The 14,991-nt window shown below is 69.2% G+C and carries 14 protein-coding genes and 1 tRNA gene; 8 read left to right on the top strand and 7 right to left on the bottom strand.

The window, feature by feature from the left end; all coding sequences use genetic code 11:
- Positions 1–51 precede the first annotated feature (51 nt).
- On the bottom strand, positions 52–1,158 hold the full coding sequence (locus tag ACQ4L4_RS11105) for a Glu/Leu/Phe/Val family dehydrogenase (protein WP_431104294.1): 1,107 nt from the start codon (positions 1,156–1,158) through the stop codon (positions 52–54).
- 224 nt (positions 1,159–1,382) lie between these two features.
- Between ACQ4L4_RS11105 and ACQ4L4_RS11100 the strand changes: the two genes are divergently transcribed.
- The 3 genes from ACQ4L4_RS11100 to ACQ4L4_RS11090 are packed head-to-tail and all read left to right on the top strand — an operon-like array spanning position 1,383 to position 4,122.
- Positions 1,383–2,483 (top strand): sensor histidine kinase, encoded by a 1,101-nt coding sequence (locus ACQ4L4_RS11100; protein WP_431104293.1) that lies wholly within the window; start codon positions 1,383–1,385, stop codon positions 2,481–2,483.
- Positions 2,480–2,905 (top strand): response regulator, encoded by a 426-nt coding sequence (locus ACQ4L4_RS11095; protein ID WP_377153878.1) that lies wholly within the window; start codon positions 2,480–2,482, stop codon positions 2,903–2,905. The genes ACQ4L4_RS11100 and ACQ4L4_RS11095 overlap by 4 nt, the downstream gene beginning before the upstream one ends.
- Complete coding sequence (locus ACQ4L4_RS11090; protein ID WP_431104291.1) at positions 2,902–4,122, top strand: ATP-binding protein; 1,221 nt, start codon at positions 2,902–2,904, stop codon at positions 4,120–4,122. The genes ACQ4L4_RS11095 and ACQ4L4_RS11090 overlap by 4 nt, the downstream gene beginning before the upstream one ends.
- Here the strand turns inward: ACQ4L4_RS11090 and ACQ4L4_RS11085 are convergent.
- Both ACQ4L4_RS11085 and ACQ4L4_RS11080 read right to left on the bottom strand, forming a co-directional pair.
- Entirely contained in the window at positions 4,109–4,855 is a 747-nt protein-coding gene (locus ACQ4L4_RS11085; RefSeq protein WP_377153883.1) for a 2OG-Fe dioxygenase family protein, read from the bottom strand. The genes ACQ4L4_RS11090 and ACQ4L4_RS11085 overlap by 14 nt on opposite strands.
- An 83-nt stretch (positions 4,856–4,938) precedes the next feature.
- Positions 4,939–5,976 (bottom strand): CDP-6-deoxy-delta-3,4-glucoseen reductase, encoded by a 1,038-nt coding sequence (locus ACQ4L4_RS11080; protein WP_431104915.1) that lies wholly within the window; start codon positions 5,974–5,976, stop codon positions 4,939–4,941.
- A 160-nt stretch (positions 5,977–6,136) separates the two neighbouring features.
- Here ACQ4L4_RS11080 and ACQ4L4_RS11075 point away from each other — a divergent pair, with 160 nt between their 5' ends.
- Positions 6,137–7,069 carry an NAD-dependent epimerase/dehydratase family protein gene (locus ACQ4L4_RS11075; protein ID WP_431104290.1) on the top strand — a complete coding sequence of 311 codons (933 nt, stop codon included), beginning with the start codon at positions 6,137–6,139 and terminating at the stop codon, positions 7,067–7,069.
- A gap of 60 nt (positions 7,070–7,129) precedes the next feature.
- Here ACQ4L4_RS11075 and ACQ4L4_RS11070 read toward each other — a convergent pair whose 3' ends face one another.
- Positions 7,130–7,717 (bottom strand): rhomboid family intramembrane serine protease, encoded by a 588-nt coding sequence (locus tag ACQ4L4_RS11070; protein WP_431104289.1) that lies wholly within the window; start codon positions 7,715–7,717, stop codon positions 7,130–7,132.
- 280 nt (positions 7,718–7,997) lie between these two features.
- A tRNA-Leu gene (locus ACQ4L4_RS11065) sits at positions 7,998–8,082 on the bottom strand.
- Positions 8,083–8,236: 154 nt separating this feature from the next.
- Between ACQ4L4_RS11065 and cysM the strand changes: the two genes are divergently transcribed.
- From cysM to ACQ4L4_RS11050, 3 genes are all read left to right on the top strand, one after another.
- On the top strand, positions 8,237–9,166 hold the full coding sequence (gene cysM / locus ACQ4L4_RS11060) for a cysteine synthase CysM (RefSeq protein ID WP_067274271.1): 930 nt from the start codon (positions 8,237–8,239) through the stop codon (positions 9,164–9,166).
- 66 nt (positions 9,167–9,232) lie between these two features.
- Complete coding sequence (locus ACQ4L4_RS11055; protein WP_431104287.1) at positions 9,233–9,760, top strand: NUDIX domain-containing protein; 528 nt, start codon at positions 9,233–9,235, stop codon at positions 9,758–9,760.
- 57 nt (positions 9,761–9,817) lie between these two features.
- A complete protein-coding gene (locus tag ACQ4L4_RS11050; protein ID WP_297526152.1) occupies positions 9,818–10,045 on the top strand; it encodes a sulfurtransferase TusA family protein in 228 nt (75 codons plus the stop codon).
- 146 nt (positions 10,046–10,191) lie between these two features.
- Here ACQ4L4_RS11050 and galU read toward each other — a convergent pair whose 3' ends face one another.
- Positions 10,192–11,061: a UTP--glucose-1-phosphate uridylyltransferase GalU gene (gene galU, locus ACQ4L4_RS11045; protein ID WP_431104285.1), complete on the bottom strand. Its 870-nt coding sequence runs from the start codon at positions 11,059–11,061 to the stop codon at positions 10,192–10,194.
- A gap of 84 nt (positions 11,062–11,145) precedes the next feature.
- Between galU and ACQ4L4_RS11040 the strand changes: the two genes are divergently transcribed.
- On the top strand, positions 11,146–12,120 hold the full coding sequence (locus ACQ4L4_RS11040; protein WP_377153899.1) for an NAD(P)-dependent oxidoreductase: 975 nt from the start codon (positions 11,146–11,148) through the stop codon (positions 12,118–12,120).
- On the opposite strand, the gene ACQ4L4_RS11035 is transcribed toward ACQ4L4_RS11040, so the two are convergent.
- Positions 12,062–14,920 carry a valine--tRNA ligase gene (locus tag ACQ4L4_RS11035; protein ID WP_431104283.1) on the bottom strand — a complete coding sequence of 953 codons (2,859 nt, stop codon included), beginning with the start codon at positions 14,918–14,920 and terminating at the stop codon, positions 12,062–12,064. The genes ACQ4L4_RS11040 and ACQ4L4_RS11035 overlap by 59 nt on opposite strands.
- Positions 14,921–14,991 lie beyond the last annotated feature (71 nt).

Genomic DNA, 14,991 nt, shown 5'->3' with positions numbered 1-14,991 from the left:
GGCGCCCTCAAGGCGCCGTTGTCATCGAGGAGCGCGGCGGCTCCCGTGTCGTCAGGCCGGCTTGACCAGCAGCGAACGCGCCCAGGCGTCCGCCTCGCGGGCCGGCGTCTGGCCGCTGACGCGGATGCGGTCCAGCAGCTCGGCGACGCGGCCGCGGATCTGGCCGACCTCGGCCATCACGGCGTTCTCTTCGCCTTCGTTGCGGAACTCGCGCGCGACGCTGATGATGCCGCCAGCGTTCACGAGGTAGTCCGGCAGGTAGGTGATGCCGCGGGCCTGCAGCGCGTCGCCATCGGCGGCGGTCGCGAGCTGGTTGTTGGCGGCGCCGGCGATCAGCGCGGCCTGCAGCGCGGGGATGGACTGCGCGTTCAGCGTCGCGCCCAGCGCGCACGGCGCGACCACGTCGACGTCCGCGGCCAGGATCTCGTGGATGCCGACGGCCTTCGCGCCCAGCTCGGTCTGCGCGCGCGCGACCTTCTCGGCGTTGACGTCGGCGACGACCAGCTTCGCGCCGGCGCGGTGCAGGTATTCGGCCAGGTGCCAGCCCACCGCGCCCAGGCCTTGCAGGGCGACGCGCACGCCCTCGAGCGACTCGCGGCGCAGCACGCGCTTGACGCCTTCATCGATGGACACGAACACGCCGTAGGCGGTCTTGGGGCTGGGGTCGCCGCCGAAGGCGCCGTCGCGCGGGATGCCCGAGACGTACCGCGTGTGCGCCATCATGCCCAGCATGTCGGCGGTGGTGGTGCCGACGTCCTCGGCGGTGATGTAGGCGCCGTCCAGCGACTGCACCGCGCGACCGAAGGCCGCGAACAGCGCGGCGCGGTCGAAGTCGCCCTGCGGCTTGATGATCACGGCCTTGCCGCCGCCGAAGGGCAGGTTGGCCAGCGCGTTCTTCAGGCTCATGCCCTGCGACAGGCGCAGCGCGTCGTTCAGCGCGGCCAGTTCGTTGTCGTAGCTCCAGAAGCGGCAGCCGCCGAAGGCCGGGCCGCGCGCGGTGCTGTGCACCGCCAGGATGGCCTTGAGGCCGGTCACCGGATCGGCGGCCAGCAGCACGCGTTCGTGCGGGGCCTGGTCGGGCAGGCCGAAGAGGGAGGAGGGGATGGCGTCGGTCGAGCCGGCGGCGAGCGCGCGGGCGATGTCGGTGATGGCGTTCATGGGAACCTGCACTTGTGATGCTTGAAGAAGACCGGATCGCGGCGATCCGGCGGGGTCCGCTGCGCTTGTGGCGCACCGGCCCCGGAGTTTAAGCCGCCCTGTCGCGCCCGCGCCGCAGCACCCCGAGGTCCCCATGTCGGGCGATTGGCGCACGAGCAACGACGTGTTACACCCGTCCATCGGAGAAGTACACAAGACGAATCCAATCGTCAGGGAGGCTCCGCATGTCAACTGATCGCAGTGACGACCGGTACCGGTCGATCGTGGAGGCGATCCCGAGCGCCATCGTGCTCGTGGATCGCCAGCGCCGGATCCGGCTGGTCAACCGCAAGGCCGAGGAGCTCTTCGGCTACGCCCGCGACGAGTTGCTCGACGCCTCGGTGGAGCTGTTGATCCCCAACCGCTTCCATGGCGACCACCCGCGTCACGTGGCGCAGTTCTTCGCGCAGCCGGAGACGCGGCCCATGGGCGCGGGGCGGGATCTCTTCGGCCGGCGCAAGGGCGGCGAGGAGGTGCCGATCGAGATCGGCCTGAGTCCGATCGAGACCGCCGAGGGCCTGTGCACGCTCGCCTCCATCATCGACATCACCGAGCGCAAGAGCGCGCGGGAACGTTATGAGGATGAGCTCCGGCGCAGCAACGCGGACCTGGAGCAGTTCGCCTACGTCGCCTCGCACGATCTGCAGGAGCCGCTGCGCATGGTCGCCAACTACACCGAGCTCCTGGCGCAGCGCTATGCGGGCCAGTTGGATGAGCGGGCCGACAAGTACATCCGTTACGCCTCCGACGGCGCGCGCCGCATGCAGCGGCTGGTGGCCGATCTGCTGGCCTACTCGCGGGTGGGGTCGCAGGGCAAGCCGCTGGCGCCGGTCGCGGCGGACGAGGTGCTCGCCGCGGTGACGCACGGCCTTCAGCGCCTGCTGAGGGAGTCCGGCGGCACCGTCGAGGCCGGGCCGCTGCCGCTCGTGCTGGCCGACGAGGTCCAGTTGCATCAGCTGCTGCAGAACCTGGTGAGCAATGCCATCAAGTTCCGCTCGGAGGCGGCGCCGCGCGTGCGCGTCGAGGCCCAGCGCGAAGGCACGCGCTGGCGGTTCAGGGTCGACGACAACGGCATCGGCATCGACATGCAGTACGCGGAGCGCGTCTTCCAGATGTTCCAGCGGCTGCACGAACAGGGGCGATACGACGGCAGCGGCATCGGCCTGGCGATCGCCAAGCGCATCGTGGAACGGCATGGCGGCACGATCCGGATCGACTCCGAGCCGGGGCGCGGCAGCGTCGTGTCCTTCACGCTGCCCGCGGCCCAACCGGAGCAGCTCTCGTGAGCCGGCCGCTGAGCGTGCTCCTCGTCGAGGACAACCCCGGCGACGCCGATCTGGTGATCGAGACCCTGGAGCAGGGCAAGCTGATGCTGGACATCGCGGTGGCCGTCGACGGCGCGCAGGCGCTGGCGCGGCTGCTGCGCCAGCCGCCGTTCGAGGCGGCGATGCCGCCCGACCTCATCCTGCTCGATCTGAACCTGCCCAAGGTGACCGGCCGCGAGGTGCTGGCGCGCATCAAGCAGGAGCCCGGCCTGCGGGAGATCCCGGTGGTGGTGCTGACCTCGTCCGACGCCGAGCACGACATCGTCCGGAGCTACCAGCTGGGGGCCAACTGCTACGTGACCAAGCCGGTGGGGCTGGTGGCGTTCCAGTCCATCGTGCAGGCGATCGAGGGCTTCTGGTTCACGGTGGTGAAACTGCCATGAGCGCCTTGCCCGACGACCTGGCCCTCGAGCCTCGACGCGCGCCCTGGCCGATCCTGCTGGTGGAGGACAACGACGGCGACGCCGACCTGATCACCGACCTGCTGGCCGAGGGCGGCACGGTGCCGCCGCGTCCGGTGCTGCGGGCCGCGCGGCTGGACGAGGCCGTGCGCGCGCTGCAGCAGCAGCGCATGTCGGCCATCCTGCTGGACCTGCGCCTGCCGGACGGGGAAGGCATCGACTGCGTGAAGGCCGTGCGGGCGCAGGCGCGCGACACGCCGATCGTCGTGCTCACCGGCCTGGAGGACGACCAGCTCGCGCTGTCCTGCATGACGGCCGGCGCGCAGGACTATCTGTCCAAGCAGGACGTGCGCCCGCGCTCGCTGCTGAGGGCCATCGACTACGCGATCGTCCGCGCCCGCGAGGGCCGCGAGCGGATGCGCTCGCAGGCGCTGCGGCTGCGCAGCGCGGAGCTGGAGCTGGAGAACAAGCGCATCCTGGAGGTCAGCCGGCAGAAGGGCCGGGTGCTGGCCAACATGTCGCACGAGCTGCGCACGCCGCTGAACGCGATCATCGGCTTCTCCCAGCTGCTGACCGACGGCGCCGCCGGGCTGGACCAGCCGGCGGTGCAGCGCTACGCCGGACACATCCTGGCCAGCGGCCGCCATCTGCTGGCGTTGATCAACGACATCCTCGACATGGCCCGCATCGAGGCCGGCGGGATCGACCTGCATCCGGAGGCGACGCCGGTCGCCGAGCTGGCGCGCGAAGTGGTCGACGTGGTGACGGGCAGCTTCACCGACAAGGCGATGACGGTCCGGATGGAGATCGATGACGGACTGGGGAGCGTCTGGACCGATCCGCTGCGCTTGCGTCAGGTGCTCTACAACTACCTGTCCAACGCCTGGAAGTTCACCCCGGCGAACGGCGAGATCGTCGTGCGCGGCCAGCGCACCGGGGCACAGGGCTTCCGGGTGGAAGTCTGCGACACCGGCCTGGGCATCGCGGCCGAGCATCTGCCGCGGCTGTTCACCGAGTTCACGCAGCTGCCCTCGGAAGAACGCCGCCGCTATCGCGGGACCGGCCTGGGTCTGGCGCTGAGCAAGCGCATCGTCGAGGCCCAGGGCGGCAGCGTCGGGGTGATGAGCTCGCCGGGCAACGGCTCGACCTTCTTCGCCGAGCTGCCCGACCCGGGCGTGCCGCTCGTCAGCGCCCCATGAACGCGTCCGCGCGCAGCGTCACGACCAGCGTGTCACGATGGCCGGCATGCGCGGGATCGATCGGCTGGATCGGCGTGGTCTCGTGGATGACGCGTTCGTCGTCGAGCAGCAGCAGCGTCCACGGCTCCATCATCGTGAAGCGCTGGCCGCGCGGGCCATCCGCTTCGAAGACGCGCGACTCGCCGCCCTTGATGCCGTGGCGCGCCAGCATGAACACCGCCACCAGGTCCACGCCGTCGCGGTGCGCACCCTCGGGCGTGGGCCGGCCGATGCCGCCCGCCGTGTCGATGCGGAACTGGTGCGCCTCGATGAACCAGGGCCGCGCGCCCTTGAGCCGGTCCGCGACCGAGGCCAGCCCCAGCAGCAGCCGCGGCCAGATCGGCAGGTCGACGGCGGCGGGATCCATCGGCTCGAACCAGCGTTCGATGCCGCCGTGCAGCGCGTTGTAGTCCACCGGCTGCCAATGCGCGCGATGCGGCGCCAGACGCACCGACGGCTCCGCCTGCGAGTCCACGACGAAGCTCGCATGCCGCCGGAACCGGTAGCGGCCGCCGTCGCGCAGGTAGGCGTCCGGGGGCAGGTCGTTCCAGTAGGTCTGCAGCGCGCGCAGATCGCCGGCCTGGCAGTGCAGCCAGTGCGTCAGGCTCTCGGGCGCGATGACGGTGTGGCCGAGGTTCTGCAGTTGATGTTCGAACTGCGCGGCGCTGGAGTACGGCGGCGGGAAATGCTTCATGCGCGAAAGTATGGAACGTCGAGCCCGGGATGGCACATGTCACGCCGTGAACGCGGGATTGCCGGGGCGCTACGTGGATCGGATCAGCCCGCGTGTTTGTCCAGTTCGGACGTGAACGCGTCGGCGTAGAACTCTTCGGCGGGCAGGCCGCAGGACGCGACGAAGTCGCGCTGCGCGGACTCCACCATCACCGGCGCGCCGCACGCATAGACCTGATGCTTCGACAGGTCGGGCAGGTCCGCCATCAGCACCTGGTGGACGAAGCCGGTACGGCCGGTCCAGCCGTCCTCGGCCTTCGGCTCGGACAGCACCGGCACGTAGGTGAAGCTCGGCATCGCGGCGGCGGTCGCCACGGCCCAGTCGTGCAGGTAGAGGTCGGCCCGGGACCGGCAGCCCCAGTACAGCGTCACGGGCCGGGTGATGCCCTCGTCCTGGATGCGCTCCAGGATCGCCTTGATCGGCGCGAAGCCCGTGCCCGAGGCGAGCAGCACGATCGGCTTGTCGCTGTCCTCGCGCAGGAAGAAGCTGCCGAACGGGCCTTCCATGCGCAGGATGTCCTTTTCCTTGAGCGCGCCGAAGACGTGGTCGGTGAACTTGCCGCCGGGCATGTGGCGGATGTGCAGCTCGATCGCCGGCGGCGTGCCGAGGCGGCTCGGCGCGTTGGCCATCGAGTAGCTGCGCCGCGCGCCGTCGCGCAGGATGAATTCGACGTACTGGCCGGCGCGGTACTGCAGGTTCTGCGTGGCCGGCAGCTGGAGCCTGACCACGGCGACGTCGCCGGCCGGCTTCTCGACGGTGATCACGCGGCTGGGCAGCTTCAGCACCGGGAACTCGCCGGCGCCGGGCACGGTGCGGGCCTCGACGGTGCAGTCCGTCTGCGGCTTGGCGCAGCAGGTCAGGATCAGGCCGGCGGCTTCTTCTTCCGGCGACAGCGCCTTGGTCTGGTGCTCGCCGTGCACGACCTGGCCCTCCATCAGCCGGCTCTTGCAGGAGCCGCAGGCGCCGTCCTTGCAGCCGTAGGGCAGGCCGATGCCCTGGCGGATGGCGGCGGCCAGCACGGTTTCGTCGTCGTCGACGGTGAAGTTGCGGCCGGCGGGCAGGACGGTGACCTGGAAGCTCATGATGCGGAGTCGGCGCGGCACGGGGCCGCGCGATGTCGTAAGAGGAGGGGGCGGAAGCGACACGGCCCGCGCGGTCCGCAGACCGGGGCGCGAGCCGTTCGAGCCATGAAGGACGATCTAAACTGGCCCGCCATTTTGCCCCAGCCCCGCTTCGACCCCCATGCCCGGTGCCAATCCCGCTTCGCCTTCCGTCAACCGCCGCGGCCGCCGCGGCCGTCGCAGCCGTCTGCTGATCGTCGGATGCGGCGATGTCGGGATGCGCGTGCTGCGGCAGCTGGCCGGGCGCTGGACGGTGATGGCGTTGACGAGCAGCGCCGCGCGGGTCGATGAGCTGCGCACCGCCGGCGCGATCCCGCTGATCGGCAACCTCGACGACGCCGCGACGCTGGGGCGGCTGGCGGGGCTCGCGGATCGCGTGCTGCATCTGGCGCCGCCGGCCGCGCAGGGGCGGACCGACGAGCGCACCCGGCGGCTGTTGCAGGCGCTGTCGCGCTCGGCGGTTCCGGCGCATCTGGTCTACGCGAGCACGAGCGGGGTCTACGGCGATTGCGGGGGCGCGCGCATCGACGAGACGCGCCGTCCCAATCCGTCCAATGACCGCGCCTGGCGCCGTGTCGATGCCGAGGACCAGTTGCGCCAGTGGGGCCGCGCGACGGGCGCGCCGGTGACGATCCTGCGCGTGCCCGGCATCTACGCGTTCAACCGCGACGGCGGGCATCCGCGCGAGCGCCTCGGCAAGGGGCTGCCGGTGCTGGCGCGCGAGGACGATGTCTACACGAACCACATCCAGGCCGACGACCTGGCGCGCGCCTGCGTGCTGGCGCTGATGCACGGCCCGGCGCAGCGGATCCTGCATGCGAGCGACGACAGCGAGCTGCTGATGGGCGACTACTTCGAGCTGGCCGCCACCGTGTGCGGCCTGCCGCCACCGGCCCGCGTCACGCGGACCGAAGCCCCCGGCGTGTTCTCGCCGATGCAGATGAGCTTCATGAACGAATCGCGCCGGATGGACAACCGGCGGCTCAAGCGCGAGCTGCGCCTGCGGCTGCGCTACCCGACGCCGCGCGAGGGGCTGCTCGCCGTCGAGGACTGAAGAGCGCGCAACGGCTGAAGGGGAGGGCCGGGGGCCGGGGGGACGGGGTCGAGGAACTGCTCAGCGCCGGCGGCTGCCGCGCCAGTAGTTGATCATCAGCCAGGCGCCGAGCATGCCGCCCAGGTGCGCGAAGTGCGCGATGCCGCTGCCGCCGGTGATGCCCAGGAACAGTTCGAGCGCGCCGAAGATGGCGACGAAGTACTTGGCCTTCATCGGGATCGGCGGGAACAGCGGCATGATGACCCGGTCCGGGAACAGCAGCCCGTAGGACAGCAGCAGGCCGAACAGCGCCCCGGACGCGCCGACGGTGGGTGCGAGCGATCCCATCAGCAGCGTGAACACCAGTTGCGCCGCGGCGGCGGTCAGCGCGCTGGCCACCAGCAGTTGCGCGTAGCGCTTGCCGCCCCAGACCGTCTCCAGCTCGGAGCCGAACATCCAGAGCCCGAACATGTTGAAGAACAGATGCGCGACGCTGCCATGCAGGAAGGCGTAGGTGATCGGCTGCCAGAACTCGAATCTTCCGGAATTCAGCGGCCACAGCGCCATCTCGACATTCATCGATGCCAGCGGTGTGATGACGATCGGGAGACAGAACAGGCCCACGCAGATCAGCATGAAGGCCTTGGTCACCGGAGGAATGAAGGGCATGGGGCAGGCGTCTTCAGAAGGCACCGCGGTCGGCGCGTTGGGAAGGCGCAATGGACATGAGGTCAAGCCAATGCGTTCGGGCCAGTGTAGCCCGGGCGTGCGCAAGACCCGACCCAGGCCGCGCACGGCTTTCCCCTCAGCGGGATGGCGGGAACCTGACAGAGGCTGCAATGACGTCCGCGGCGTGGCCCGGCATGCGGAACGGCCTGCCGGAAAAACGCGGAACGATTGCAAGAGGAGTTGCGGAAGAGGAGTTGCCAAGACCTGACCACCTGGAGGGTGGTGCCCGGAGCCGGACTCGAACCGGCACACCTTGCGGCGGGGGATTTTGAGTCCCCTGCGTCTACCGATTTCGCCATCCGGGCGTCACGGCAACTTCTGCGTGCGAAGCCACCGGGGGTGGCCTGCATGATCTGTTTCGGGGTTCGGGAGCGTTGCCGCGGAGGCAACGGTGAGCCGCGAAATGAGAAAGACATTATGCCACGCAGGAACACGCCGCCACTGAGAGAATGCATGCTTATGAGTGATGCAAGCGCCTTCGACCCCACGAGCTATCCGACCCTGGAAGACGTCATCGGCAACACGCCGCTGGTTCGGCTGCAACGCATGCTGGGACCCGAACTGGCGGCGCGCGGCAACGTGCTGCTGGCCAAGCTCGAAGGGAACAACCCGGCGGGCTCGGTCAAGGACCGCCCCGCCATCAGCATGATCCGGCGCGCCGAGGAGCGCGGCGAGATCAAGCCCGGCGACACGCTGATCGAGGCGACGTCCGGCAACACCGGCATCGCGCTGGCGATGGCCGCCGCGATCCGGGGCTACCGCATGGTGCTGATCATGCCGGAGGACCTCTCGGTCGAACGCGCCCAGACGATGAAGGCCTTCGGCGCCGAGCTGATCCTGACGCCGCGTTCCGGCGGCATGGAATACGCCCGCGATCTGGCCGAACAGATGCAGCGCGACGGGAAGGGCCGGGTGCTGGACCAGTTCGCCAACAACGACAACCCGCGCATCCACTACGAGACCACCGGGCCCGAGATCTGGCGCGACACCGGCGGGCGCATCACGCACTTCGTCAGCGCGATGGGCACGACCGGCACGATCACCGGCGTGTCGCGTTTCCTGAAGGAGAAGAACCCGGAGGTGCGCATCGTCGGCGCGCAACCGGCCGAGGGCTCGCGCATCCCCGGCATCCGCAAGTGGCCGGCCGCGTATCTGCCCAAGATCTACCGGCCCGAGACCGTGGACGAGCTGGTGCTGGTCGGCCAGTCCGACGCCGAGGACATGGCCCGCCGCCTGGCGCGCGAGGAAGGCCTGTTCGGCGGCATCTCGGCCGCCGGCGCCTGCTGGGTCGCGATGCAGATCGCGCGTCAGGTCTCGAACGCGACGATCGTCTTCGTGGTCTGCGACCGGGGCGATCGATATCTGTCGACGGGCGTCTTCCCGGCCTGACGGCGTGCGGCCAATCAGGGATGATGGCCGCATCGCGACACGCAGGCGCCACCGCGCCCACGCCTCATGAGCTTCCGCTTCTGCCCGCAATGCGCCAGTGAACTGGCATGGATCGAGCTGCCGGAAGACGGCGGCCCGAAGACCCGGCTGCGTTGCCCGAACTGCGACTTCACCCACTGGAACAACCCGACGCCGGTGCTGGCCGCCGTCGTCGAATGCGTCGACCGCGAGGGCCAGGTCTTGCTCGCGCGCAACGCGGCGTGGCCGGGACCGTTCTTCGGCCTGATCACCGGGTTCATGGAAGCCGGCGAGTCGCCGGAAGAGGGCATCCGGCGCGAGGTGCTGGAAGAGACCTCGCTGGAGGCGCTGGGCGCGACGCTGATCGGCGTCTACGACTTCCAGAAGAAGAACCAGGTCATCATCGCGTACCACGTGCCCGCGCGCGGCGAGGTCTCGCTGTCGCCGGAGCTGGTCGAGTACACGCTGACGCCGCCGGCGCAGCTCGAGTGCTGGCCCGCTGGCACCGGCCAGGCGCTGGCGGACTGGTTGCGCGGGCGCGGCATCGAACCGAAGTGGATGGCGCCTCGCGGCTGAGGGGGCTGACTAGAATCCGCTGCATCGCCCCCGGTCATCGGCGGCAAGGACGCTCTCATGGACATTCACAAGGAACTCGACACCCGCGGCCTGAACTGCCCGCTGCCCATCCTCAAGGCCAAGAAGGCCCTGGCGGAGATGGAAAGCGGCCAGCTGCTGAAGGTCGTCGCGACGGATCCCGGCTCGACGCGCGACTTCCAGGCCTTCGCGCGACAGACCGGCAACGAGCTGGTCGAGCAGAGCTCGGCGGGCGACGAATTCATCCACGTGCTCAAGCGCCGCTGAGCTACGGCCGGCCTGACGACGGCCGCGGTCACCGTCACCGACACCGTGACCGTCACGGCGAAACGAAGAAGGCCACGCGATGCGTGGCCTTCGTGCTTCATGACGCGGCAGTGACGGGAAGTCCTGCCGTCAGAAGTTCAGCGCGGTCAGATTTCCAGGGCCTTGAGGTACTCGCGGAAGCTGGCGCCCAGTTCCGGGTGAGCCAGCGCCAGTTCGACGTTGGCCTGCAGGAAACCTTCCTTGCTGCCGCAGTCGTAGCGCTTGCCTTCATAACGGAAGGCGAAGACCTTCTCGCGGCGCATCAGCGCGGCGATGCCGTCGGTCAGCTGGATCTCGCCGCCGACACCGCGCGGCTGGGTCGCGATCTCGCGGAACACGCCCGGCGTCAGGATGTAGCGGCCGGCCACGCCCAGGCGCGACGGCGCGTCCTCGGGGGCGGGCTTCTCGACCATGTGCGTGAGATCCATCAGGCGGTCGCTGATCGCCGCGCCGGCCACGATGCCGTAGCGCTTGGTGTGCTCGGCCGGCACTTCCTGGACCGCCAGGATGGACGCCTGCCATTCGGCGAACTGGTCCACCATCTGCTTGAGCACCGGCGGCCTGCCGACCATCAGGTCGTCGGCCAGCAGCACGGCGAAGGGCTCGTTGACGACGACGCATTGCGCGCACAGCACCGCGTGGCCCAGGCCCAGGGCCTTGGGCTGGCGGATGTAGATGCACTCCATGTCGTCCGGCTTGATCGAATGGACCATCGCCAGCAGTTCCTTCTTGCCGGCGGCTTCCAGTTCGGTCTCGAGTTCGAAGGCGGTGTCGAAGTGATCCGGAATGGCGCGCTTGTTACGGCCGTTCACGAAGATCATCTGGCGGATGCCCGCCGCGTAGGCTTCCTCCACCGCGTACTGGATCAGCGGCTTGTCGACCACCGGCAGCATCTCTTTGGGCTGCGCCTTCGTGGCGGGCAGAAAGCGTGTGCCGAGTCCGGCAACCGGGAAGATTGCCTTGTTGATGAGGGCCATTTACGTACACTCCGACGGTAATTGCGCCGGCATTCTTGCACGGCGCAGCTGAAAGAAAATCAAACAAACCTCTCCAAACCGCTCATGGCAGTGCTAGTCCTGGAACCGCTGGAGGCTGACGTCCTGGAATGGCTGGCGGAGCGCCACGTCATCCAGGCCGCACCCGATCTGGCGGAGGCGCCGCACGCCTTGAGAGAGCATGTTGCGCAGGCCCAGGCAATTTTCTTGCCCGCCTCGATCGCGCTGGATGCGGAGATGGTCCGACGCGCGCCGCGACTGCGTGCCGTGGGCCGCATCGGCGCCGGCGCGGAGAACATCGATCTCGAAGCCTGCCGCGCCGCCAACATCGAGGTCGTGCGTGCGCCGACCGCGGCGGCATCGGCGGAAGCCGAGTTCGTCATCGGCGCGCTGCTGGCGCTGCTGCGGCGTGTGCCGGTGCAAGGCGCGGATGGCAACTGGGTGGGGCGCGAGCTGGGCTGCGCCACGGTCGGCCTGGTCGGCCTCACGCCGTCGGCGCGCCAACTGGCGACGCTGCTGCCGGCCTTTGGTGCGCGCGTGATCGGTTATGACCCCAGCCTGCACCATGCCGACCCGCTCTGGGGTCAGTGGGGCATCGAGCCCTATGGCTTGCGCGAGTTGATGCAGGCCGCCGACGCGGTCAGCGTGCAGTTGGCCTACTTCCCGCGCTACCGCGGCCTGATCGGCGAGCGGGTGCTGAACTTCTGCAAGCCGTCGCAGGTGCTGGTGTCGACCTCGCATTCGGCGCTGTTCGATGAACAGGCGCTGGCCGACGCGCTGCAAGGCGGCCGGCTGCTGGCGGCCTGGCTGGATCTGATGGAGCCCGGCCTCATGGAAGCCGGGCGTCCCTTGCATGGCGTGCCCGGATTGCAGGTCACGCCGCGGATCTCGGCGACGACGCGCGAGTCACGCATGCGCGCCGCGTGGAGCGTGGCGCGGCGGATCTCGGAGATCCTGGCCACGCCCGCCGTCCAGCCTGAGTTCAGGCCGACCCACCCAGGCGCGCTGCCTGATCTTTTAGCCGAGCCACGGTGGCGCTGAAGTCGGCGATGCGCTGACGTTCCTGCTCCACGACGGCCGCCGGCGCGCGCGCCACGAAGCCTTCGTTGTCCAGCTTGGCCTTGGCCTTGGTGATCTCGCCTTCCAGACGGGCGGTCTCCTTGGCGATGCGGGCGCGCTCGGCCTCGACGTCGATCTCCACCTTCAGCGCCAGACGCGCCGCGCCGTGCACCAGGACCGGCGACATCGCGCTCTGCGCGTTGAACGCGGCCTCGTCATCGATCAGCTCGACGCTCTGCAGCTTGGCCAGCACCTTCAGCGCGGGCGCCGCCTCGCGCAGGAAGGACAGGTCGCCGCCGGCCAGCAGCGGCACGCGGTCGGACGGGCTCAGGCCCATCTCGCTGCGCAGGCTGCGGCAGGTGCCGACCACCGACTTCAACTGCTCGACCCAGGCCACGGCCTGCGGATCGATGCGCTCCGGCTGGGCGACGGGGTAGGCGGCCGTGACCAGGTACTCGGTGGACTTGCGGCCCGCGATGGGCGCGACGGTCTGCCAGAGTTCCTCGGTGATGAACGGCGCGATCGGGTGCAGCAGGCGCAGGATGGTCTCCAGCACCCGGATCAGCGTGCGGCGCGTGGCGCGCTGCGCGGCGTCGTTGCCTTCGGCCTGCGCAGTCTGCAGCTGGACCTTGGCCAGCTCCAGGTACCAGTCGCAGTACTCGTCCCACACGAACGAATAGATCGCGTTGGCGACCTGGTCCAGGCGGTAGTCCGCGAAGCCTTGCGCGACGGCCTGTTCGACCTTCTGCAGCTCGCTGACGATCCAGCGGTCGGCCTGCGAGAACTGCAGGTAGCCGTGGGCGCTGCCGCCGGGGGCGCATTGTTCCTTCGTGTGCTCCACCAGGCCGCAGTCCTGGCCTTGCGTGTTCATCAGCACGAAGCGCGTGGCGTTCCACAGCTTGTTGCAGAAGTTCCGGTAGCCCTCGCAGCGCTTGCTGTCGAAGTTGACGCTGCGACCCAGCGTCGCCATCGCCGCGAAGGTGAAGCGCAGCGCATCGGCGCCGTAGCCGGGGATGCCTTCGGGGAACTCCTTCTCCGTGGCCTTGCGGACCTTGGGCGCGGTCTCGGGCTTGCGCAGGCCCTGCGTGCGCTTGTCCAGCAGCGGGGCCAGCTCGATGCCGTCGATCAGGTCGACCGGGTCGAGCACGTTGCCCTCGGACTTGCTCATCTTCTTGCCCTGCGCGTCGAGCACCAGGCCGTGGATGTACACATGCTTGAAGGGCACCTGGCCGGTGAAGTGCGTTGTCATCATGATCATCCGGGCGACCCAGAAGAAGATGATGTCGTAGCCGGTCACCAGCACCGACGACGGCAGGAAGAGGTCCTGCTCCAGCGTCTTCGCCGGCCAGCCCAGCGTCGAGAAGGGCACCAGCGCCGACGAGTACCAGGTGTCCAGCACGTCCTCGTCGCGCGTCAGCGGGCCGGTGTAGCCGGCCGCCGTGGCCTTGGCCTGGGCTTCGGCCTCGTCATGGGCGACGAAGACCTCGCCGTTGCTGCCGTACCAGGCGGGGATCTGGTGACCCCACCACAGCTGGCGCGAGATGCACCAGTCCTGGATGTTGTTCATCCACTGGTTGTAGGTGTTGACCCAGTTCTCGGGCACGAACTTCACCTCGCCGCTGGCGACGACGTCGATCGCCTTCTGCGCGATGGACTTGCCGTCCTTGCCCGGCTTGCGGGTGGCGACGAACCACTGGTCCGTCAGCATCGGCTCGACGATCTGGCCGGTGCGGGTGCAGCGCGGCACCATCAGCTTGTGCTTCTTGACCTCGACCAGCAGGCCCTGGTCCTCCAGCGCCTTGACGATCAGCTTGCGCGCGGCGAAGCGGTCCAGGCCGCGGTACTCGGCCGGGATCTCGTCCATCGTGTCCACGACGGTCGCGTCCAGCGTGAAGATCGTCAGCATCGGCAGCTGGTGACGCTGGCCGACCTGGTAGTCGTTGGTGTCGTGCGCCGGCGTGACCTTGACGACGCCGGTGCCGAATTCCTTGTCGACGTATTCGTCGGCAATCACCGGCACGAGGCGGCCCGTGATGGGCAGCTTCACCTGGCGGCCGATCAGATGCTTGTAGCGCTCGTCCTCCGGATGGACCATCACGGCGGTGTCGCCCAGCATGGTCTCGGGACGCGTGGTCGCGACGACCAGCGATTCCTCGCCCTCGGCCATCGGATAGCGGATGTGCCACAGCGAGCCGTCTTCCTCCTCGCTCTCGACCTCGAGGTCGGAGACGGCGGACTTCAGGATCGGGTCCCAGCTCACGAGGCGCTTGCCGCGGTAGATCAGGCCCTCGTCGAAGAGCTTGACGAAGGTGTCGACGACGACGGGCGACAGCTTCTCGTCCATCGTGAAGTACTCGTGGCCCCAGGACACCGAGTCGCCCATGCGGCGCATCTGCTGCGTGATGGTGGAGCCGGACTGCTGCTTCCACTCCCAGACCCGGGCGACGAAGTTCTTGCGGCCCAGGTCGTGGCGGTTCTGGCCCTGGCCCTGCAGCTGGCGCTCGACGACGATCTGCGTGGCGATGCCGGCGTGGTCGGTGCCGGGGACCCACAGCGTGTTGTGGCCGCGCATGCGGTGGTAGCGCGTCAGCGAGTCCATGATGGTCTGGTTGAACGCGTGCCCCATGTGCAGCGTGCCCGTCACGTTCGGCGGGGGCAGCTGGATGCTGAACGACGGCTTGGCCGGATCGAGCGACGGCTCATAAAGGCCCTTGGACTCCCACAGCGGGCCCCAGTGGGCTTCCAGGGACGCGGGTTCGAAGGACTTGGCGAGTTCGGTCATGGGGGCGCTCCGCCGTGAGGCGGTGTCATCTGGGCGAGGGACAAGGTGAGCCGGCGATTGTAGAGGGGCGG

Origin of the sequence: Roseateles noduli (assembly GCF_050626985.1) — a bacterium.
GTDB lineage: Bacteria > Pseudomonadota > Gammaproteobacteria > Burkholderiales > Burkholderiaceae_C > Roseateles > Roseateles noduli_A.
This window is presented reverse-complemented; position numbering and strand designations above follow the sequence as displayed.

Coding starts and splice junctions, on each gene's coding strand:
- ACQ4L4_RS11105 (WP_431104294.1), bottom strand. CDS start 1,158: ATGAACGCCATCACCGACATCGCCCGCGCGCTCGCCGCCGGCTCGACC.
- ACQ4L4_RS11100 (WP_431104293.1), top strand. CDS start 1,383: ATGTCAACTGATCGCAGTGACGACCGGTACCGGTCGATCGTGGAGGCG.
- ACQ4L4_RS11075 (WP_431104290.1), top strand. CDS start 6,137: ATGCCCGGTGCCAATCCCGCTTCGCCTTCCGTCAACCGCCGCGGCCGC.
- galU (WP_431104285.1), bottom strand. CDS start 11,061: ATGGCCCTCATCAACAAGGCAATCTTCCCGGTTGCCGGACTCGGCACA.
- ACQ4L4_RS11085 (WP_377153883.1), bottom strand. CDS start 4,855: ATGAAGCATTTCCCGCCGCCGTACTCCAGCGCCGCGCAGTTCGAACAT.
- ACQ4L4_RS11090 (WP_431104291.1), top strand. CDS start 2,902: ATGAGCGCCTTGCCCGACGACCTGGCCCTCGAGCCTCGACGCGCGCCC.
- ACQ4L4_RS11035 (WP_431104283.1), bottom strand. CDS start 14,920: ATGACCGAACTCGCCAAGTCCTTCGAACCCGCGTCCCTGGAAGCCCAC.
- ACQ4L4_RS11050 (WP_297526152.1), top strand. CDS start 9,818: ATGGACATTCACAAGGAACTCGACACCCGCGGCCTGAACTGCCCGCTG.
- ACQ4L4_RS11080 (WP_431104915.1), bottom strand. CDS start 5,976: ATGAGCTTCCAGGTCACCGTCCTGCCCGCCGGCCGCAACTTCACCGTC.
- ACQ4L4_RS11040 (WP_377153899.1), top strand. CDS start 11,146: ATGGCAGTGCTAGTCCTGGAACCGCTGGAGGCTGACGTCCTGGAATGG.
- ACQ4L4_RS11070 (WP_431104289.1), bottom strand. CDS start 7,717: ATGCCCTTCATTCCTCCGGTGACCAAGGCCTTCATGCTGATCTGCGTG.
- cysM (WP_067274271.1), top strand. CDS start 8,237: ATGAGTGATGCAAGCGCCTTCGACCCCACGAGCTATCCGACCCTGGAA.
- ACQ4L4_RS11055 (WP_431104287.1), top strand. CDS start 9,233: ATGAGCTTCCGCTTCTGCCCGCAATGCGCCAGTGAACTGGCATGGATC.